The 19,941-nt window shown below is 68.5% G+C and carries 17 protein-coding genes and 1 pseudogene; 7 read left to right on the top strand and 11 right to left on the bottom strand.

The features are described from left to right. Positions 1-160 precede the first annotated feature (160 nt). A complete protein-coding gene (locus tag EFY87_RS12270) occupies positions 161-517 on the bottom strand; it encodes an MGMT family protein (protein ID WP_245988614.1) in 357 nt (118 codons plus the stop codon). Position 518: 1 nt separating this feature from the next. Further along, positions 519-1,685 (bottom strand): molybdopterin-synthase adenylyltransferase MoeB, encoded by a 1,167-nt coding sequence (gene moeB, locus EFY87_RS12265; RefSeq protein ID WP_123271777.1) that lies wholly within the window; start codon positions 1,683-1,685, stop codon positions 519-521. An 80-nt stretch (positions 1,686-1,765) separates the two neighbouring features. Here moeB and EFY87_RS12260 point away from each other — a divergent pair, with 80 nt between their 5' ends. Continuing rightward, entirely contained in the window at positions 1,766-2,386 is a 621-nt protein-coding gene (locus EFY87_RS12260) for a TetR/AcrR family transcriptional regulator (RefSeq protein WP_245988613.1), read from the top strand. Positions 2,387-2,574: 188 nt separating this feature from the next. Next, positions 2,575-2,796 (top strand): DUF3107 domain-containing protein, encoded by a 222-nt coding sequence (locus EFY87_RS12255; protein ID WP_123271775.1) that lies wholly within the window; start codon positions 2,575-2,577, stop codon positions 2,794-2,796. Between the two features lie 287 nt (positions 2,797-3,083). On the opposite strand, the gene EFY87_RS12250 is transcribed toward EFY87_RS12255, so the two are convergent. Both EFY87_RS12250 and EFY87_RS12245 read right to left on the bottom strand, forming a co-directional pair. Continuing rightward, a complete protein-coding gene (locus EFY87_RS12250) occupies positions 3,084-5,660 on the bottom strand; it encodes an ABC transporter permease (RefSeq protein WP_123271774.1) in 2,577 nt (858 codons plus the stop codon). A gap of 4 nt (positions 5,661-5,664) precedes the next feature. After that, the gene (locus EFY87_RS12245) at positions 5,665-6,459 is read right to left on the bottom strand and encodes an ABC transporter ATP-binding protein (RefSeq protein WP_123271773.1); all 795 of its coding nucleotides are present in this window, start codon (positions 6,457-6,459) and stop codon (positions 5,665-5,667) included. A gap of 359 nt (positions 6,460-6,818) precedes the next feature. Between EFY87_RS12245 and EFY87_RS12240 the strand changes: the two genes are divergently transcribed. After that, positions 6,819-7,079 (top strand): GlsB/YeaQ/YmgE family stress response membrane protein, encoded by a 261-nt coding sequence (locus tag EFY87_RS12240; protein ID WP_181445486.1) that lies wholly within the window; start codon positions 6,819-6,821, stop codon positions 7,077-7,079. Between the two features lie 38 nt (positions 7,080-7,117). Here the strand turns inward: EFY87_RS12240 and EFY87_RS12235 are convergent, their stop codons facing one another. Beyond that, positions 7,118-7,837 (bottom strand): ferritin-like fold-containing protein, encoded by a 720-nt coding sequence (locus EFY87_RS12235; RefSeq protein WP_123271772.1) that lies wholly within the window; start codon positions 7,835-7,837, stop codon positions 7,118-7,120. 269 nt (positions 7,838-8,106) lie between these two features. Between EFY87_RS12235 and EFY87_RS12230 the strand changes: the two genes are divergently transcribed. Beyond that, on the top strand, positions 8,107-9,585 hold the full coding sequence (locus EFY87_RS12230) for a DEAD/DEAH box helicase (RefSeq protein ID WP_123271771.1): 1,479 nt from the start codon (positions 8,107-8,109) through the stop codon (positions 9,583-9,585). An 8-nt stretch (positions 9,586-9,593) separates the two neighbouring features. After that, complete coding sequence (locus EFY87_RS20925) at positions 9,594-10,592, top strand: helix-turn-helix transcriptional regulator (RefSeq protein WP_245988612.1); 999 nt, start codon at positions 9,594-9,596, stop codon at positions 10,590-10,592. Positions 10,593-10,805: 213 nt separating this feature from the next. Here the strand turns inward: EFY87_RS20925 and EFY87_RS12220 are convergent, their stop codons facing one another. Next, positions 10,806-11,654, bottom strand: coding sequence for a PHP domain-containing protein (locus EFY87_RS12220; protein ID WP_123271770.1), 849 nt, complete (start codon positions 11,652-11,654; stop codon positions 10,806-10,808). A gap of 62 nt (positions 11,655-11,716) precedes the next feature. On the opposite strand from EFY87_RS12220, the gene EFY87_RS12215 reads away from it, so the two are divergent. Beyond that, positions 11,717-12,262 (top strand): hypothetical protein, encoded by a 546-nt coding sequence (locus EFY87_RS12215; protein WP_148043318.1) that lies wholly within the window; start codon positions 11,717-11,719, stop codon positions 12,260-12,262. Here the strand turns inward: EFY87_RS12215 and EFY87_RS12210 are convergent, their stop codons facing one another. Together EFY87_RS12210 and EFY87_RS12205 are read right to left on the bottom strand one after the other, a co-directional pair. Further along, positions 12,263-13,120 (bottom strand): ABC transporter ATP-binding protein, encoded by an 858-nt coding sequence (locus EFY87_RS12210; RefSeq protein WP_245988611.1) that lies wholly within the window; start codon positions 13,118-13,120, stop codon positions 12,263-12,265. Continuing rightward, positions 13,113-14,021, bottom strand: a complete 909-nt coding sequence (locus EFY87_RS12205) for an ABC transporter permease (protein WP_220093610.1) — start codon at positions 14,019-14,021, stop codon at positions 13,113-13,115. Before EFY87_RS12205 ends, EFY87_RS12210 begins: the two co-directional genes overlap by 8 nt. Positions 14,022-14,256: 235 nt before the next feature. Here EFY87_RS12205 and EFY87_RS12200 point away from each other — a divergent pair, with 235 nt between their 5' ends. Then, positions 14,257-17,004 (top strand): UPF0182 family protein, encoded by a 2,748-nt coding sequence (locus EFY87_RS12200; RefSeq protein ID WP_123271766.1) that lies wholly within the window; start codon positions 14,257-14,259, stop codon positions 17,002-17,004. Positions 17,005-17,061: 57 nt separating this feature from the next. Here the strand turns inward: EFY87_RS12200 and EFY87_RS12195 are convergent, their stop codons facing one another. From EFY87_RS12195 to EFY87_RS12185, 3 genes and pseudogenes are all read right to left on the bottom strand, one after another. Beyond that, positions 17,062-18,456, bottom strand: a complete 1,395-nt coding sequence (locus tag EFY87_RS12195; protein ID WP_123271765.1) for a bifunctional cytidylyltransferase/SDR family oxidoreductase — start codon at positions 18,454-18,456, stop codon at positions 17,062-17,064. Positions 18,457-18,984: 528 nt separating this feature from the next. Continuing rightward, positions 18,985-19,569: a hypothetical protein gene (locus EFY87_RS12190; protein WP_123271764.1), complete on the bottom strand. Its 585-nt coding sequence runs from the start codon at positions 19,567-19,569 to the stop codon at positions 18,985-18,987. Further along, a pseudogene (locus EFY87_RS12185) lies at positions 19,566-19,941 on the bottom strand (hypothetical protein); the annotation flags it as partial. The pseudogene EFY87_RS12185 and the gene EFY87_RS12190, both read right to left, overlap by 4 nt.

Below are 19,941 nucleotides of genomic sequence, written 5' to 3'. Positions count from 1 at the left end.
AGCCACCCCGCGGCCCCTGTTCTGACTACCCGAACAATTTCGCGATCGAGTGGGCACTTACTGGTGAGTATGGCGAGATACCCGCCAGTAACTGACCATCCGGCACACCTTCCGCCGCCTCACCCCGTTTTCCGGGTCCCGAACCAGCGACCGTTGCCGGTTACGCACGCCCCGGCGCACCCTCCGAACCCGGGCCGGGCACCACTACCCCGCCGAGGTCGAAGCGGGCCCGGGCCAGGTCGACACGGTCCAGGAAGACGCCTTTCAACGGCGTGCCCTCCGACCGGTAGTGCTGCAGCGCCTCGGCCTCATGGCCCTGCGGCGGTCGTCCATCGGCACGCAACACCCGCCACCAGGTGACCATCCCGCCATACTGCGACAGGACCGCGCCGACCTGCCGCGGACCGGCTCCGACGACCTTGCCGATGTCGCCATACGTGACGACCGTGCCCTCCGGCACCTGATCGACGACCTCGAGCACCGCGTCGGCGAGGTCGGGCAAGTCGTGGACGATCACCTCAATACCTCGGCAGCGACGGGTCAACCTGGTCGATCCATGCCAGCACGCCCCCGTCGAGCGACCGGGCCCGTACCCCGGTCGCGGCTTCGACGAGCCGCACGGCCTCGGCCGATCGCGCTCCGCCCTTGCAGTAGAAGACGGTGCCCGCATCCACCCCGGCCAGCCGATCGAAACCGCTCCCGTCGCGCAACTGCGCAAGCTCGATCGGTATGGCGCCAGGCAGCGCCACGATCGCCCGCTCCTCAGGACCACGCACATCGACCAGCAGCGGAGCGTCACCCGCACTGATCAGCCCGGCCAGTTCGGTCGCCGCGATGAGCGGCACGGGATCGGTGTCCGCAGCGGGATCCATGGCCGCCTCCTCACGCAACGTCGTGATCGTCGGGTTGTCCCCGCAGATCGCGCACCCGGGATCGCGCGTGACCGGAATCTCCGACCAGGTGCCGGCGAGCGCGTCATGCACGACGATGCGCCCGGCGAGCGGCTGTCCGATGCCGAGCAGCAACTTGAGCGCCTCCGTCGCCTGGATCGCGCCCATCACGCCGGGCAACGGCCCGATGACGCCGCCCTCCGCGCAGGACGGCACCGCACCGGCCGGCGGTGCGGACGGGAAAATGCATCGGTAGCAAGGGGATTCGCCATACGCCCAGACGGTGACCTGTCCGTCGAACCGGCTGATCGATGACCACACCAGCGGCAGCCCGAGCAGCACGCACGCGTCATTGACGAGATAGCGGGCCGCGAAGTTGTCGGTGGCATCGACGACGAGGTCGTGCTCGGCGAAGATCGGCAGCGCGTTCCCGACGCCGAGCCGCTCCTGGATGCCGCAGACCTCGATCTCCGGGTTGAGGTCGCGCACGAATCGCACGGCCGACTCGACCTTCGGAATCCCGATGTCATCGGTGCGGTGAATCACCTGACGGTGCAGGTTGCTGAGTTCGACCACGTCGTCGTCCACGACGGTGAGCAGTCCGACACCTGCACCGGCCAGCAACGGCAGCACCGCGGCGGCGAGTCCTCCGGCGCCGACCACGACCACCCGGGCGTCGGCGAGCGCGCGCTGCCCGGCAGATCCGACCTCGGGGAGCAGGGTATGGCGGGAGTATCGCCGGGCCTGGCTGCCCCCGTCCGGCGTACCGACACGTAACGTAGAACCGTGCGTCACACCGACAGAGCCTAGTCGGGGCAAATAGAATGCAGAACGGCTCTCCACCGTGGTGACGCCGGTGAGAAAGGATGCAGGGAGTGAGTGTTGCGGACGCGGGAACCCGCGGAGGACGGTTGCCGAGATCGGCACGCCGCGCCCAGCTACTGGAAGCGGCCCAGTCCGTCTTCGCCGAATCCGGCTATCACGCGGCGGCGATGGACGAGATCGCCGAGCGCGCGCACGTCAGCAAACCGGTGCTCTACCAGCACTTTCCGGGCAAACTGGACCTCTACCTGGCCCTGATCGAGCAGCACACTGCCGAACTCCCAGAGCTCGTCCGCGCCGCGATGGCCTCGACCTCCGACAACCAGCAACGCGTGGCCGCCGCCGTGGCGACCTTCTTCTCGTTCGTCGAGCGAGAGGACGCGGCATTCCGGCTGGTCTTCGAGTCGGACCTGCTCGGTGAGCCCGAAGTCGCCCGCCGGGTCGAGAAGATGAGCGCCGAATGCGCCGACGCGGTCGCCAAGGTCATCCAGGAGGACACCGACCTGCCCCCGGAGAAGTCGATGCTGCTCGGCATCGCGACCGTCGGTATGTCGCAGACGGTCGCCCGCTCCTGGACGCAGACCCGCACCGTGCCGCGCAAGGAGGCCGAGGCCCTGGTCTCCGCCCTGGTATGGCGTGGGCTCGCCGGGTTCCCGCTGCACCCCGAGGGCTGAACCGCGCCCCAACCCTCGACCGTCGAAGGTTGCGCACGCCCGCACCCGGTTTCCCGGACGCAAACCTCGACCGTCGAAGGTTGCGCACGCCCGCACCGCCATCGCTCGAGCCGCTCGCGACGAGCCGGACAGTCCGACGTACAGTGACGGCAGACCGACACCGTCATACCCCGAAGGAGCCCGGAAAAGTGGAGATCCGCATCGGCGTGCAGCACGTGGCGCGCGAAGTCGTTCTCGAGTCGGAGCAGAGCCCGGACGAGGTGCGCTCGCTGGTCGAGACGTCACTGGACAAGGGCACGCCGCTGACCCTGACCGACGAGCGCGGCCACACGGTCGTCATACCGGCGAACACGCTGGGCTACATCGACATCGGCAGCGAGCAGCGCGGCCGCGTAGGTTTCGGCGGCTGACGAAGCACGCAGCGCAGGTTGCCGGCGTCGCGAGGTACGAGCAGCCGGCGGCCGCAGCGGAGCGCGAGGAAGCCGCCAATCAGGCTCGGCGGCTGATCCCTTGGTCGCACTCCTCACCGGCCGGGCCACCGGCCGTCGCTCGCAAGCTCGCTGACGACCGGCGTCCGCCCGGATCGTCGCCGCGACACCGAAGCACGCAGCGCAGGTTGCCGGCGCGCGCACCGAACGGCCGGCCCCTCAAGGGGACCGGCCGTTCGACACATGGCACTGGCATACAGCGCCCACGATCACACGTCGGCAATGGCCTCCAGCGGTTTGGTGCGGGCGGCCCGGATGCCGGGCCACAGCGCGGCGAGCAGACCGACCACTGCGGCGGCGATCAGGGTGAAGACCACCGTGCCCCACGGGATGATCGGGTGGATGCCGGTCAGCACGGGCTCAAAGGTCTTCACCAGCGCCCAGCCGATGACGACGCCCACGACCATCCCGAGCAGGGCGCCGAAGAGCGCGATCAGGATCGATTCGACGTAGATCATCCGGCGCACCTGGGCGCGCGCCATACCGACCGCTCGCAGCATCCCGATCTCCCGCCGTCGTTCGACGACCGACAGGGCCAGGGTGTTGATGATGCCGAGGACGGCGATCACCAGCGCCAGTCCGAGCATGCCGTAGAGCACCACGAGCAACTGGTTGATCGAGGACGCGTTCGAGTTCGCGAACTGCTCCTTCGTCTGCACGCGCACCGTCAGGTAGTCCTTCATCGCGAGTCCCACCCGGTTTTCGACCGTGCTGACTTTGGCACCCTGCGCAACGTTGATGATCACGACGTTGGTGGACCGCAGTTGCGCGGGCACGAGCTTGTCGTATGCCGAGATGCCGACGAGCGCGCCGCTGGAGAAGGTGTTGGCCTTGTAGATGCCGGTGATGGGCACCTGCGCGGACGTGCCAGCCTTCGTGGTCAGCCCGATCGTCTGCCCGACCTTCCAGCCGTCGTCCTTGGCCATCTTGTCCGAGATCAGCATGCCTTCGGGGTGGATCGTGGACGAACCCTGAATCATCGTGTACTTGAACACCGACGCCAGGTCGCCGGAGACGCCGACCGCGCCGTTGACCGATTTGCCGTTGCCGGTGGCGTCCAGCATGTTGAGCATCTGCACCACGGTGCCGACGCCCTGGACCGAGCGAACGTCCTGGCCGACCCCGGTCGGCAACGCCGCGGTGTTCTGCGGGCTGACGATCAGGTCGCCGGTGATGTCACTCTTGACGGCTTGCTCGATGCTGCCCTTCAGCGATGAGCCCATGGTGCCGATCACGGCCACCAGCATCAGCCCGAGGGTGAGCGAGAAGGCGGTCGCCGCGGTCCGGCGCGGGTTGCGCACCGCGTTGGTGCGGGCGAGCTGGCCGATCTTGCCGAACGGCCGGGCGAGGAAGCCCACCAGCCGGATCACCGGGCGGCTGATGGCCGGTCCGGCGAGCACGATCGCGATCACCAGCAGTACACCGCCGAGCCCGACCAGGCCGGCCGGACCGCCACCGCCCTTGCTCGCCGCCGCTCCGGCGATCAGCACGATCCCGAACACCGCGAAGACCAGCCCGATGATGGTGCGGACCAGGATCGAGGACTGCCCGTCGGTCTGACCTTCGCGCATCGCCTCCACCGGCGACACCTTCGAGGCGCGCCGGGCCGGGAACCAGGCGCTGATCGTCGTGACGACCACCCCGACCACGAGGCAGGCGATCACCGGGGTCGGTCCGATGACCAGGCTGCTGCTGGGCAGGCCGGAACCGCTGGCGGACAGCAGTGCCTTCAGGCCGGCCGCGATGCCGATGCCGACACCGAGCCCGACCAGGCCGCCGACCAGGCCGATCACCAGCGCCTCCAGCAGGACCGACCGGGAGATCTGGCGTTTGCTGGCGCCGATGCTGCGCAGCAGCGCCAGCTCCCGGACCCGCTGCGCGACGATCATCGAGAAGGTGTTGTAGATCAGGAACGTGCCGACCACCAGCCCGATCCCCGCGAAGGCCAGCAGGATGTAGTTGAACACCTGCAGGAAGCCGTTGATCGCGGCCTTGGCGTCCTTGCGCACCTGCGCGCCGGTCTCGATCTTGTACTGCGGGAACTTCGCCTTCAGCTGCGCGACCAACTGGTCGGAGCTGGTCCCGGGCTGCGCGGAGATCGAGACGCTGGAGGCGTGCGAGCCGTCGCTGAACAGCCGCTCGGCGGTCGCCTTCTGAAAGCTGACCTGGACGTATCCGGTCGTGTCCGCGACGGACTTGCTGATGCCGACGATCGTCACCTGCATCGGTTTGCCGGTGCCGTTCGCGACGACCAGCTTGGTCGTGTCGCCCACGCTCAGGTGCGCCTTCTTGGCGGCCGAGTCGTTCAGGGCGACCTGCGTCGGGCCCTGCGGTGCGTGCCCGCTGACGATCCGCTCCGCGTGCGGGTTGATCGCCTGCTCCGGCGGCGTCCAGGCGACGCCGACACTCGGCGCGCCGCCGGACTGCAGGGCGCTGCCGTCCTTCTTGGCGATCGCGACCGCTCCGGTGTAGGCAGGCTCGATCTTGGCGATGTGCAGCTGCTGGCGGTCCTGCTGCAGCTGTGAGATCACCGAGTCGGGTATGCCGAGGGTCTGCGACCGGCCGGCGAACCCGCCACTGCCGTTGTTGCGCGGGGTGATCTGCGCGTCGACCCCGACCGCGACCTTGTCAAAGATGCCGTTGAACGCGCTCGACATCGTGCCGGTGAACACCAGCGACCCGGCGACGAACGACGTCCCGAGCAGCACGGCGAGCACGGTGAGGGCCAGGCGCACCTTGTGCGCCGCGAGATTTCGCAAGGAGACCTTGCGCATCGTGGAAGCCATGGCGTCAGTCCTGCAGCCCGTCGGGGCCGTGCTCGTCGAGGTGCTTCATGTATTCGTAGATGTCGTCGCTGCTCAGGCCGCGCTGGTCGTTCACGATCTGGCCGTCGGCCAGGAAGATCACCCGGTCGGCGTATGACGCCGCGCGCGGGTCGTGCGTCACGATCACGACCGTCTGACCAAAGTCGTCCACGGAGGTGCGCAGGATCGACAGCACCTCGGCCGAGGAGCGCGAGTCGAGGTTGCCGGTCGGCTCGTCGCCGAAGATGATCTGCGGCCGGCCGACGAGCGCGCGGGCGCAGGCCACGCGCTGCACCTGTCCACCGGACAGTTCGGTCGGTCGGTGCCCGAGCCGGTCGGTCAGGCCGAGCCGGCCGACGACGGTCTGCATCCAGTCCGCGTCGGGCTTGCGGCCGGCGATGTCGAGCGGGAGCGTGATGTTCTCCCGGGCGGTCAGGGTGGGCACCAGGTTGAACGCCTGGAAGACGAAGCCGACCCGGTCGCGCCGCAGCCGGGTCATCTGCTTGTCGCTCAGCCGGGTCAGCACGATCTCGCCGATCTGCACGGCGCCCGAGGTGGCCGTGTCCAGGCCGGCCAGGCAGTGCATCAGGGTCGATTTGCCGGACCCCGACGGGCCCATGATGGCGGTGAACTCACCCGCCGCGAACTCCACGGACACTCCGCGGAGCGCATGCACGGTCGTCTCACCCTTGCCGTACGTCTTGACCAGCTCGTATGCCGCAGCGGCCGGCGGCTGTTGCTGCCCGGCGGCCGCTGGAGCCGCGGTTGCTGGAGTGGACATGCTTTCCTCCCGAGATTGAAGTTTGTTGTGCACAGGCATAAGGGCCTGAGATGCGTTGGCGTTGCAGGAAGCTTGCGACCGTAACGCCAACGCAGCGTGAGCCTCCTTGGCGGATGCCTGCGAATTTCATCTTCGACTATGGCGTCGGATATGCCGTGGACGCCATGCGGAACAACCCTGAGCGATCCCGCACCGACCCTGAGGGGTCGACCAACCTTGCCGGGCCGGATCGCGACACGCAAGCGGATATTCCCGCCACGCGGCGCGGCGTGCGTTTTTGCACGTCCGGCCCGGGTATAGCAGGGTCGAACGTGCGGTGCCGTCCCCGGACGGCGCGCCTACGCGAAGGAGAAGGCAGCATGATCCAGGCAATCATCGGATCCATCATTGCGGGTCTGATCATCGGTGCGGTGGCCAGGCTGATCTTGCCGGGCAAGCAGGACATCTCCATCTTCATGACGATCGTGATCGGCGTGATCTCGTCGCTGATCGTGGGCATCGTCTTCGGTGCGGCGCTCGGCGGGCACCCGTGGATCTCGTGGATCGCCTCGGTGGTCGTCGCCTGTGTGGCGATCGTGATCTACGGCGGGATCACCGGGAGGAAGCAGCTCAACCGCTGACGGCCGCGCCATACCGCTTGGGGGTATGGCGAGACGCATTACGCGGACAGGCCGAGCGCCTCCATCCGCGCGGTGTGCGCGTCGGTGAGCCGGGTGAACATGTGCATCCAGCCGCCCAGGTCGAGGCCGTAGCCGGACCCGGTGTCGACCAGGAGCCCCATCAGGTCGTCGTTCTCGGCGGCGACCCGCTGGGCCTGTGACAGTGCCTCACCGATCAGTCGCCGGCCCCACAGCGCGAGCCGGCCCGCGACGCGTTCGTCGGCCGCGATGGCGCGCCGCAACTCGCCTGCCGCGAACTCCACCTGGCCGCTGTCCTCCAGCACCTCCAGCATGAGTTCGCGGGTTTGCGGGTCGACCAGCTCGGACACTTCGCGGTAGAAGTCGTTGGCGATCGAGTTTCCGGCATAGACCTTCATCAGCGCCTCGCTCCAGTCGGTCGGAGCCGCCCGCCGGTGCCAGTCGTCGACCGCGTCCACGAACGGCGCCATCGCCTTGTGCGGGTCGCCGCCGAGTTCCGCGATGCGCGCGGCCAGCCGTTCGTAGTGGCCGAACTCCTGGGTCGCGATCCGCGCGGCGGTCACCCGGTCCTGGGTGGACGGCGCGAAACCGGCCTCCTGCGCGATGGTGAGGAAGCCGACGAGCTCGCCATACGCCAGCACGCCCAGTAAGGCGAGAAGTCCCTGCCGGTATGCCGGGTCGGCCAGGTCGGCCTCGGTGCGTATGCCGGCAGCAGGATCCGGTGGGGTGTCGTCGGCCATGCCCGCATGGTAATGGGAATTCCGGTGATCACGCCGGGGCACGGTATACTTGCAGGCGGAGGGGCCGCGTCGTGCAGTCCGTCCAGCACGAGAAACCCGGACCACGGTGCCCGGTCGGCTCACGAAAACAGTCCGCGGGGACGCCCCGCTTGCGAAAACTCCGATCGGCTCCGCCATACCGCGACGCGATGCTCGCGTCGGCGCGAATTCGTTTCCGCCGATGTTGGAGCGGCGCACGCCGATACAGGAAGCACTTCAGACACACACTCATGAGCGACGAGCACACCGAGACACCCACACAGACCTTCGGCGACTTCGGGGTGCACCCCGACATCGTCGCCGCCCTCACCGAGGCCGGCATCACCGCTCCGTTCCCGATCCAGGCGATGACGCTGCCGGTCGCGATGTCCGGTCACGACATCATCGGCCAGGCCAAGACCGGCACCGGCAAGACTCTCGGCTTCGCGGTGCCGATGCTGCAGCAGACCGTCGGCCCGAGCGACCCGGGCTTCGCCGACCTGCCCGCTCCCGGCAAACCGCAGGCCCTCGCCGTCGCGCCGACCCGCGAGCTCGCCGTACAGGTCGCCGGCGACCTGCAGACCGCGGCGAAGCACCGCGGCATCCGCGTGGCGACCATCTATGGCGGCCGGGCCTTCGAACCGCAGGTGGAGCAGTTGCGCAAGGGCGTCGAGGTCGTCGTCGGCACGCCCGGCCGGCTGATCGACCTGGCGGGTCAGGGCCACCTGGACCTCAGCTACGTCCGCAGCGTGGTGCTGGACGAGGCCGACGAGATGCTCGACCTGGGCTTCCTGCCCGACGTGGAGAAGCTGCTGGCGATGACCCCGGCGTCGCGGCAGACGATGCTCTTCTCGGCGACCATGCCGGGCGCCGTCGTGTCGCTGGCCCGTCGCTACATGACCCAGCCGACGCATATCCGCGCGATGAGCGAGGACGGCGACGACCGGCAGACGGTCGCCGCGACAGAGCAGTTCGTCTACCGGGCGCACGCCCTCGACAAGGTCGAGATGCTGGCGCGCATCCTGCAGGCCGAGGGCCGCGGTCTCACGGTCGTCTTCACCCGCACCAAGCGCACCGCCGCCAAGGTCAGCGATGAGCTGACCACCCGTGGTTTCGCCGCCGCCGCGCTGCACGGCGACCTCGGCCAGGGCGCCCGCGAACAGGCGCTGCGTGCGTTCCGCACCGGCAAGGTCGACACCCTGGTCGCCACCGACGTCGCCGCCCGCGGCATCGACGTCGAGAACGTCACGCACGTCGTCAACTACCAGTGCCCGGAGGACGAGAAGACCTACGTGCACCGCATCGGCCGCACCGGTCGCGCCGGCAACACCGGCACCGCGATCACCTTCGTCGACTGGGACGACCTGAGCCGGTGGGGCCTGATCAACAAGGCGCTCGACCTGGGCATCCCGGACCCGCCGGAGACCTACTCCTCCTCCGCACACCTCTTCACCGACCTCGACATCCCGGCCTCGGCGACCGGTGAGTTGCCGCGCGCCCGGCGCACCCGGGCCGGGCTGGGCGCCGAACGTCTCGAGGACCTGGGCGAGACCGGCAAACGCCACGGCGGCCGCGACGGCGCCCGCGGTGCCGGCGGCCGGTCACGCGGCGGGAAACCGGCTTCGGCTCCGGCCGCGGAGGGTGATGGCTCGGCCCGGCGCACCCCGCGCCGACGCCGCCGGACCCGTCGCGGGGAGTCCGCGGACCGCTCGTCGGCCGAGCAGGCCTGACCCGCTTCGTGAGCACCCCGCGGTTCAGCCCGCGATACGTCGACCGGCTACGCGCCGCCGACCGGTGGCTGCGCGCGAGCGAACGCGACCAGCACGCCGCCCGGTATGCCGTGTGCCGGTCGACGATCTCGGCGCTGACCCGGGTGGACAGCTTCTACATCGGCTTCTTCCGCGGCGCGGACACCATCTTCATCCCCTACATCTTCGACCGGGACCAGTTCCTGCGGCCCAGCATCGGCCACTACAGCAGGGACGGCGTCGGGCACTGGGTGCGCAGCAGCAACCGGCCCTACATCTACGCGTCCGACCGTGGCCGGCGACTGAACAACAGCATCCCGTTCGGCAACACCGACGAGGTGTCCCTGGACGCCGTCGTCGTGCCGCTGCCGGACGGCCAGACCGGCGAGGTCGGCGGCGTGATGAGCGCGCAGAGCCTGCAGCCGCACGTGTATGACGATGAGGCGATCCGCGCCCTGGAATGGCTGGGCCGCGCACTGATGCATTCCTTCGCCCGGGACGTCGCCGCGCAGGACCACCTGGATCTCTACTCGATCTATCCGGAGCTGGACTCCTCCGGGCTGCGGGACGAGACGGACCTGATCGACAACCTGACCCATCGCCTCAACCGGCTGCACCGCGCGATCCGTGAGCTGGCGCAGCTGGCGTCGGATGTCGGGGGCGAGCTGGCCGAGGCGGCATACGGGGTGCAGCAGCTGTCGGAGACACTGCAGGTCGAGATCGGCGAGCTGTTCGGCGAGTTCGGCGGGTTGCGCGAGGAACCGTCCGACCTGCCTGACCCGGCGGCCGGGCTGACCCCTCGGGAGCGGGAGATCGCCCGGCTGATCTCCCGGGACGGCGCTAGCAACGCCGACCTCGCGCAGCGGCTGCACATCTCGGAGAAGACGGTCAAGACGCACGTCGGCAATATCCTGCGCAAGCTCGGCGTCGCCCAGCGCGCCGGCATCGAGGCGGCTCTGCAGCCCGTGCGCCCGACCCGCAGGGACTAGTCCTAGGACCTAGGACTAGTCCAGCGAAAATTCAGCCCCGGTCGCATAGCTGATCGAGAGACAATCCAGCACTATTGATCCAGATCGTTCGCGCCGCGGGGGAGCCGAGCGACGATCCAGGGGAGATCGCCGGCACATGCCGGGGATGTGCCGGCGATCTTTATTTGCCCTGCACGTGTGGCTCGGGACGACCGGCACGTCATACCGCCGGCGCTACGGCCGGATCGGCCCCGTGCCAGAGGTCGCCTGCTCGACGAGTTGCTCGAAAACTCTTTGCGCAGTGGTGTTTTCACCGAGCTGGTTGGGCTTGCCGGTGCCGTGGTAGTCGCTCGAACCGGTGACCAGGAGACCGAGCCGATCGGCCAGTCGCAGACCCCGCCCGATCTCTTCGTCACTATGATCGCGATGGTGCACCTCCAGCCCGGCAAGACCGGCGTCCGCCATCCGGTCGATCACGTCGAGACCGACGGTGCGGCCGCGGCTCGCGGCGAACGGGTGCGCCATGACCGGCACTCCCCCGGCCGCGCGCACCAGCCGGGTGGCGTGTGCCGGGTCGGGCGCGTAGTGGGACACGTGATATTTCGAGCCCGTGGCGAGGTATGACGCGAACGCCTCTTCCCGCGACGCGACGACCCCGGCCGCGATCAGCGCGTCGGCGATGTGCGGACGACCGATGGTGGTGTCGGCGCCGAACTGCTCCTGCACCTGGGCCCACGTCAGCCCCGTGTCGGGCGCGAGCCGCTCCACCATCCGCTGCGCGCGGGTCCGCCGGGACGCCCGCGCCCGCTCGAGCTCGGCGAGCAGTGCGGCGTCCAGCGGGTCGACGAAGTAGCCGAGCAGGTGGACGCTGATGCCGTCATACGCGCAGGAGATCTCGATGCCCGGCACGAAGGTGACGCCGGTGTCGCGCACCGCACGCGCTGCCTGCCCCCACCCGCGCATCGTGTCGTGGTCGGTCAGGGCCACGACGTCCAGGCCCGCATCGGCGGCGGATCGCATCACCTCCGCGGGCGACTGGGTGCCGTCGCTCTGGGCGGAGTGGGTATGCAGGTCGATGAGCACGCGCTCGACTGTAACCGGGCACGCGCCCGCACGTATCGGCGACTGGCCCGCACACCGGTCGCATGCCTGCCAAGCTGGGACTTATGACCGCCGCCCCCGCCCCGCCACGGCTGGCCCAGCTGCGGCCGCCACAGGTCGTGACCGCCACCCGGCTGATGTATGCCGGGCTGCTGCTGGCGCTCATCGGGGTGCTGGTGAACGCCCGGTCCAAACCGGCGATCGTGCGCGCCCTGAAGCACACCAACGCGAGGCGCTCCCCCGGCGACCGGCTGTCCGGGGCCAACCTGCAGCACGCCGCGAACCTCACCTACGCCGCCTTCGTGGTCATGTCGGTGCTCGCGGTGCTCTGCTGGCTGCTGATGGCCGTGACCGTCAGTCGCGGACAGTCGTGGGCGCGCCTGGTGGCGACCGTGCTGGCCGGGATGAACCTGCTGCTCACGATCGGTATGGCGACACGCGGCACCGCGGCCGCCGCGATCGCGGAAGCGCCGACGGTCCTGGTGGGTGCCGCTGTCGTCTGGCTGCTCTGGCAGCCGCCGAGCAATCGCTTCTTCGACGACGCCGCCGCGCTGCGGTCGGCACGGGCGGCGACGACTTCCGGCAGGTGACTAGCCGGCTGCCTTCGCGTCGGCCCCCCTGGCCTGCTCGGCAGCCTCTCGCGCCTGCTCGGCGGCGCGCATCTCGCGACGTGCGGCTGCCTTCTTCGGGTCATGCCTGGACTCGTAGGCGTCCAGGACTTCCTCGGTCTCGCCGTCCATCACGACCAGGCCCTCTTCGAGCCAGATCGCCCGGTCGCAGGTTTCCCGGACGACGCCGAGGCTGTGGCTGACCAGGAACACCGTGCCGGCTCGTTCGCGCAATTGCAGGATGCGTTTCTCGCTGCGCTGCCGGAACTCGGCGTCACCCGTTGCGAGTGCCTCGTCGATCAGCAGGATGTCCTGCGCCTTGCTGGCCGCGATCGCGAAACGCAGGCGCGCGCCCATACCACTGGAATAGGCATTCATCGGCAACGAGACGAACTCGCCGATGCCGGCGAAGTCGACGATGTCGTCATACTTTTCCTCGACCTCCTCCGGCGTCATACCCATCGCCAGGCAGCCGAGCAGGATGTTGCGCTCACCGCTCATCGTCGAGATCAGCGCGGCGTTGACGCCCAGCAGGGCCGGGTCGCCGAGTGTGTAGACCGCACCCGCGGCGGGCGTGAGGAGACCGGCTATGCCGCGCAACAGGGTCGACTTCCCGGAACCGTTCGGGCCGATCAAGCCGATCGCCTCGCCCTCCCAGGCGGTGAAGCTCACCCCGCGGACGGCCTTCACCTCACGCATGCCCGGCGACGTCTTCCCGGTGACGGCACGGGCGAGCGCGACCACGCCGCCACGCTGGGCGAACTTGCCGGTGATCTTGTAGGTCAGGTGGATGTCGTCGGCGATGACCGTCGGCCGGCGTTCTCCGCTGGGGCTAGTCACGACCGTAATCCTCCTCGGCCTTCCAGAAGTAGACGTAGCCCGCCGCGAGAACCACGACGCTCCAGGCCAGGCCGGCCAGCCACACCGTCAGCGGTTGTCCGTAGCCGCCGAGGAACGCGCTGCGGAACAGGTTCACGTAGATCGTGGCCGGGTTGTTGCTCATGGTCTCGCCGACCCACGCAGGGCGATTCTTGGTGAACTGCTGGATGCTGTACATGATGCCGGAGAAGTAGAACCACACGCGCAGCACGAACGGCAGCATTTGCGACACGTCGGGCACTTTGGAACCGATGCGCGCGAAGATGAACGCCATACCAGTGCCGAACATCGTCACCAGCGCGAGGGCCGGAACCACCTCGATCCATTGCACCCTGATCGACTCGCCGGTCAGCAGGATGATCGGCACCAGCACGACCAGCGATGCCAGCAGCTGCTCCAGCGCGATCGACGTGGACGCCAGCGGGAAGACCGCTCGCGGGAAGCGCAGCGTGCGTGCCAGCGACTTGTATGACTGCAACGCTCGCGAGCCGCTGTTGATCGACGTCTGGATGAACTGGAAGACGAAGACCCCGACGACCAGGAAGCCGGTGTAGTTGTGCACGTGCCGGCTGGTGCCGAGGATGAGGCCGAACATCACGTAGTAGACACCCGCGTTGAGCAGCGGTGTCAACACCTGCCAGTACTGTCCGAGCATGCTGGAGGAGTAGCCGGAGGCGTTCGTCGCTCGCGAGAACTCGGCGATGAAGTAACGTCGCTGCCACAGTTCGCGGGTGTAGTCGGCCAGCGACGCCCGGGATCCGGCGCGCTTCAGCCCGTAACGGGAGACGAGCGCCTGCACCTCCTTCGCCGGTAGCGCGGAGGAGGCCGGCGTAGCCGTCGTTGCCTGGCCTGACTGAGTCACGACGTGCAGGATACGTCATGCGCGTTGTGGGCCCGCCACGCGAAGTGCCCGGCAACGAGGTAGTTTCCTGAACGTCGCATTCAAGTTTCCTCCATATGATCTCGCCGACCTAACCGGGCCTACCTGGGCCCGCCGACCGTCTTCGGCTCGTCTGCACCGTCGCAGGAGCCCTGCACAGGAGGCCATCCATGCACTGCTGGCACATCGTCGTCCGCCACCGACGAGGTGAGATCCAGTGAGCTTGTTGCGCCTACCCGCGAACCCGCTGGCCGAGCCGGAGGGCCGCAAGAAACTTGGCGGGCTCCTGCGCCGCTGGTTGATCCGGCTCGGCATCGCGGTGCTCGCGATCATCGCCCTCTACGAACTCTTCGAGGTCGCGGTGCAGATCGCGACCACCTACCTGTGGTTCGACTCGGTGGGTGCCGGCTCGGTCTATCGCAAGGAGATCTGGTCCAAGGTCCTGCTCTTCACCGTCTTCGCGGTGATCGCCGCAGCGATCGGCGGCGGCACCCTGATCGCCGCGCGGAAGGCGCGCCCGCGACTCGCAACGAACCCGCAGAACGACGTCTTCCGCAACACCTTCCGCCGCTACGAGCCGCGGTTCGCGTGGTTGCTGGTGCTGGCCGCCATCGTCGTCCCCGGCGTGAATATCGGCCAGCGCGCAGCCGCTCGGTGGCAGACCTACCTGCTGTGGAGCCACGCGCAGCCGTGGCACCAGAAGGACTCGGTGTTCCACAAGGACATCTCGTTCTACGTCGAGGTCTACCCCTTCCATGTCGCGATCGACTCGCTGCTGATCAGCGCCGTCCAGTACGGCCTGGTCATCGCTGTCGTTGCGGGCTACTGGTATGGCGGGTGGCGTGTCCGCGGCGGGCGGCAGAAGGTCACCCGCAACTTCGTGATCCTGCTGTCGGTGCTCTGCGCGGCATACGTGCTGTTGAAGGGGATCGGCTACTGGCTGGCCCGCTACGCCGCCACCACCTCCAGCCAGGGCCCCGTCACCGGCGCGGGCTACACGGCGGTGCACGCGCTGGTGCCCAGCAAATACGTCATGGTGGTGATCGCGGTGCTGTGTGCGGCGGCGCTGATCGCGAATGCGGCCGTCGTGGGTCGCGCCCGGATGCTCGTGGGCGCCCTCGCGACCCTGCTGATCGCGGCCATGGTGATCGGGGTCGGCTGGCCGAAGCTGTTCTACCGGCTGCGTGAGGCGCCCAGCCAGGCATCGGTCGACCTGTCCGAGATCGCACGGAACCAGGCGGCGACGATGACGGCGTTCGGTCTGGAGCACAACGTCACGACCGTCCCGTACAACTCGACCAACACGACCGACAGCGCCCAGGTACTCAAGCTGGCGGGCAGCACGGCACAGATCCCGGTGCTCGACCCGAACAAGATGTCGCCGACGTTCACGGTCAAGCAGCAGCTGCAGCCCTACTACCGGTTCAAGTCGACACTGGACATCGGCCACTACAACCTTCCGGGCGCGCCCGGTGAGGACGTGGCGCTGGCGACCCGCGGGCTGAACCTGTCCGGCATCCCGAGCAGCAGCTGGGTGAACACCCACCTGGTCTACACGCACGGTTACGGCATCGTGGCCGCGCCGACCTCGAAGATGGACGCCGCGACGGAGAGCCCGATCTTCCTCAACGGCGGAATGCCGCCTGCACAGGACATTCCGGTGACCCGGCCGCAGGTCTACTTCGGGCAGGGGTTCCCCTCCGGCTCCTACGCCATCGTGGGTCAGCCCAAGGGCAGCCACCAGAACATCGAGTTCGACCACCCGGGCGCGAAGGGGTCGTCGGACTCGGCCCACACCACGTACCGGGGCAACGGCGGCATTCCGATCGGGTCGACGCTGCGCCGCTTCCTGTTCGCGGTGCAGCTGAACAGCCCGAGCATCCTGTTCAGCTCGGAGCTGAACAGCGCCTCGCAGCTGCTGGAGGTCCGCAACCCGCGCACCCGGGTCGCCCAGGTCGCGCCCTGGCTGAAGCTGGACGGCGACGTCTACCCCGCGGTCGTGGACGGCAAGATCAAGTGGATCGTCGACGGCTACACCACCTCGAACAAGTACCCCGACTCGCAGATGATCAATCTGCGCTCGGCCACCAACACGACCCTGACGCAGAACGGTGCGTCGGTCTCGCAGCCGAGCGTCGGAGTCAACTACATGCACAACTCGGTGAAGGCCGTCGTCGACGCCTACACCGGCAAGGTGACGCTTTACGCGTGGAACCAGCAGGCCCAGCCGGACCCGCTGCTGAAGGCGTGGGAAGGGGTCTTCCCGGGCCTGGTCAAGCCGCAGTCGAGCATCCCGTCGGCGCTGTTGTCGCAGATGCGCTACCCGACCGACATGTTCAACGTGCAGCGCACCCTGCTCGCGAAATATCACGTCACCGGCGCCGCCAACTTCTACAGCGGCAACGACTTCTGGACCGTGCCGACGGACCCGACGGTCGCCGCCGCCAAGAAGATCAACGCCAAGGGCTCGTCGAGCTCGGGGTCGTCGCCGAACCAGCCCGCGTCATACATCACCATGTCGGCCGACGGCTATGGGAAGCCGCGTTATTCGCTGTCCAGCCCGATGGTCACCTACAACGGACGCGACCTCGCCGCGTTCCTGTCCGTCGATGCGCAGCCGGGCCCCGACTACGGCAAGTTCACGGTGCTGGAGTTCCCGTCCGAAGGCGGCGGCGAGTCGCCGTCACAGGTGCAGAACGACATCGAGTCGGACACGACCATCACCGAGGCACTGACGCTGCAGCGCGGCGGTCAGTCCAACGTGGTGCTCGGCACCCTGGTGGCGATTCCGGTCGCCGGACGGCTGATGTATGTCGAACCGGTCTACACCCAGTCCAGCGGCAGTCAGTCGTTCCCGATCCTGCGGCACGTGATCGCGCTCTACGGCAACGGTGCCCCGTCGTTCGACAACGACCTTCAAGGCGCCCTCGCCGCGGCGGCGAAGTCACCCGGCACCGCAGGCTGACGGGCGGGTGAACGACGCGGCGACCATCACCCGGATGACCGCGCGGCCCGCAAGCCGCTACGGAGTCTTCCGGGCCGACCCATCGCGCGGCAGCTGGCGGCGCACGTCGATGACGGCACCGGTGAGTTCGGACGCGAGCACCTCCAGCGACGCCTCGGCGACCGCCTCCGCGGACAGCAGCGACCCGGGCGCTTCCTCGCCGAACGCGTTGAGCCGCATCGGCGTCGCGGCCCGCTCGGGGTTGATCACGTTGACCTTGATGTCGTCGGCCGCCCACTCCTCGGAGAGCGCCTGGGTCAGGTTCACCACGGCGGCCTTCGTGGAGGAGTAGAGCGCGTAGTTCTCCCGGCCGCGCGTGTATGACGACGAGGTGAAGTTCAGCAGGTGACCGCCGGACTGCTTCAGATAGGGGTATGCCGCGCGCGCGACGTTGACCGGCGCCAGGTAGTTGACGTTGATCACCTTCGCGACGTCCTCCGGGCTGGCGTCGGCGAGCCGGCCCATCTGCAGCACGCCGGCGGTGAGCACCACCGCGTCGATCTGGCCGTGCTCCCGCGCGGTCTTCTCGAAGGCCCGCGCGATCTGCTCGGCGTCCTCGACGTGCAGGCCCGTGGTGGAGCGGCCGTGGGCGACGACCGTCGCGCCATACCCTCGCGCCAGGCGGTCGATCTCGGCGCCGATGCCGTAGCTGCCGCCGAGGACGACGATGGTCTTGCCGCTGAAGTGGTCGCGCAGGTCGCCCTCGGGCAGCGGCGCTTCCTGGGTGCCGAGCTGGAAGAACTTGTCGACGATGTACATGTCCAGGGGGTAGGTGACCTTCATATTGCGGTCGGAGCCCTGGATCGTCTTGGTCCGCACGTCGGGCAGGTACTTCAGCACCACGCCGCAGTCGTCGGTCGCCGAGAAGTAGGGGTCCTCGGCGGCGAGTTCGTATGCCGCTCGCAGCACCGACAGCTTGAACCCCTGCGGGGTCTGGCCGCGGCGCAGGAAACCGCGGTCCGGGATGTGCGTGATGATGTCGTCGGCGTCGACGGTCACGATGGTGTCGGCCGAGGGGATGACGACGTCGACGGCGTTGTAGCTGTCCAGCGCGGTCGCGCACTCGCCCAGGATGCGGCCGTCGACGAGGGGGCGCACCGCGTCGTGCAGGAGGATCTTGGCTTCTTCGTCCTCGATCGCGTTCAGGACGCGCATCGTCGTCTCGTTGCGGCTGGCGCCGCCCTCCAGGATGCGCGACACCTTGGGGTACTTGTCGGCGAGGATCGTGGCCGTGCGCTCCGACCAGCCGGGAGTGACCATGACGATCATCTCGTCGATGACCGCCGAGTCGTGCAGCGCCGCGACGGTGTGCTCCAGGATCGTCTTGCCGGACACCTTCACCATCTGCTTGGGCACACTCAGCCCGAGCCGGGCACCCACACCACCGGCGAGCACGACGCCATACGTCTTCACACGGTCACTTCCTCAAGGTTGTCGCCGCCCGAACGGCTCGCGGCGCCGGACGAGGCGGGGCGAGTGTAACAAGCGGGCTAGCTTCGGACCGGCGGGCAGCGGTGCGGGCGGGGCCCGAGGTGTTGCTCGGCCAGGTCAGCGCCCGCAGTCGGCGTCGCAGTGTAAACGCGACGGCTCCGCCGACTCCAAGGGCAGCGTGGCCCGTGTGTTGTCGCTCGACCACCGCGGGCCACGCTAATCACCAGTGAGTGCCCACTCGACGCAGTTACCGGCGACGGCTGGGCACGATCGCGCACCCGGCCTCGACACGCCGCCTGCCTCCGCATTCCATTCAGAACAGGCGCCTCCGGCTGCTCGGTCCCTAGGGAAGCGCTGATCTAACGACAGCTTCGGTGCGGGGTGTGCTGTCACCCGATCGATCGGCGTTGAATCGTGCTGATATTGCGTGGTTTTGGCTGCTGACCCGGGTTTCGTGGCGGTCTGGCACCTCACACCGGCACGGCGCATTCCGCGCCCGAGTGTCCGTAGTTAGAAGGGTGGTGGGGGTTCGGGGTATTCGACGCGGATGTCGTCGTAGCAGCGGAAGATCTGGATCCGGCCGGTCTGCCGACGGTGCGGTTCGTGTTCTTCGGCCACGTCGGTGAGCACGTGCATGTCGTCGATGTCGGTGAACACACTCCGGTGCAGGTCCGGTTCCTGGGTGAGAGCGAGGTGGATCCCGAATCGTTGCTCGGCCCAACTGACCGCCGGCGGGCTGTGATCCTCGGGGCGGTGATGATCGAACGGGGTCGTGGTCACCCGCCGGGTCAGGGTTCGCCAGGTGATCGACGCATCCTCATGCTGCTCACTGGTCCAGAACCGGCCGGTTTTCGCCTGGTGATGCCCCCGGTGCGCCGCGTGCAGGTTCTGCGGGTGCGTCCCACCAGCCGCCGGGGTTTGCGCGCCGGGTTGGTATGCGGTGTCGTGGTCCAGGTCCGCCTCCGCGGCGGTGACCCCGCAGTCGCCGGGTGCCCGGCAGGTGTGATCCCGCGCTTTCACCAGGCGGGCCATCCCGGCCGGGACCCGGTAGGTGTTCGCCGCATCGATCACGACCCCGGTCACCGGGTCCGTCACCAACCGCGCCCACGTCGACCCGCCTTGATGGCGACCTGCCGCACTTGGTCGGGGGACAGGAACCCATGCCCCGGCACCTCCGCCACATCCGCGGCCTCGTCCTGGTCGGGCAGGATCGATGCGAGGTTCACGATGACGTGCAGTTTCCCCGCGGGCGCCGCCCCGAGGTGTTCGTCGCCGGGGACGACGCCCCGGATCAGCAAGTCGGTGGCGATATCCGCCCGCAACTGCGCCAGCGTCCGCTCGTCACCGGCAGCCCGTGCTGCCTTCGCCAAGTTGGTGACGCGTTGCTGCGCAGTGAACACCCGCACCGCGTCCCCGGACACCGCGAACTGCGCCATCCCATCCCGACCCGGGAACGTCACCGCATCC

Source organism: Flexivirga caeni (assembly GCF_003724155.1).
Classification (GTDB): Bacteria; Actinomycetota; Actinomycetes; order Actinomycetales; family Dermatophilaceae; genus Flexivirga; species Flexivirga caeni.
The sequence above is the reverse complement of the archived record's forward strand: the minus strand, read 5'-3'. Positions and strand labels throughout refer to the sequence as shown.

Excerpts from the sequence above, each read along its gene's own strand:
- EFY87_RS12250 (WP_123271774.1), bottom strand. The coding sequence starts at position 5,660 with ATGGCTTCCACGATGCGCAAGGTCTCCTTGCGAAATCTCGCGGCGCAC.
- EFY87_RS12245 (WP_123271773.1), bottom strand. The coding sequence starts at position 6,459 with ATGTCCACTCCAGCAACCGCGGCTCCAGCGGCCGCCGGGCAGCAACAG.
- EFY87_RS12240 (WP_181445486.1), top strand. The coding sequence starts at position 6,819 with ATGATCCAGGCAATCATCGGATCCATCATTGCGGGTCTGATCATCGGT.
- EFY87_RS12235 (WP_123271772.1), bottom strand. The coding sequence starts at position 7,837 with ATGGCCGACGACACCCCACCGGATCCTGCTGCCGGCATACGCACCGAG.
- EFY87_RS12230 (WP_123271771.1), top strand. The coding sequence starts at position 8,107 with ATGAGCGACGAGCACACCGAGACACCCACACAGACCTTCGGCGACTTC.
- EFY87_RS12215 (WP_148043318.1), top strand. The coding sequence starts at position 11,717 with ATGCCTGCCAAGCTGGGACTTATGACCGCCGCCCCCGCCCCGCCACGG.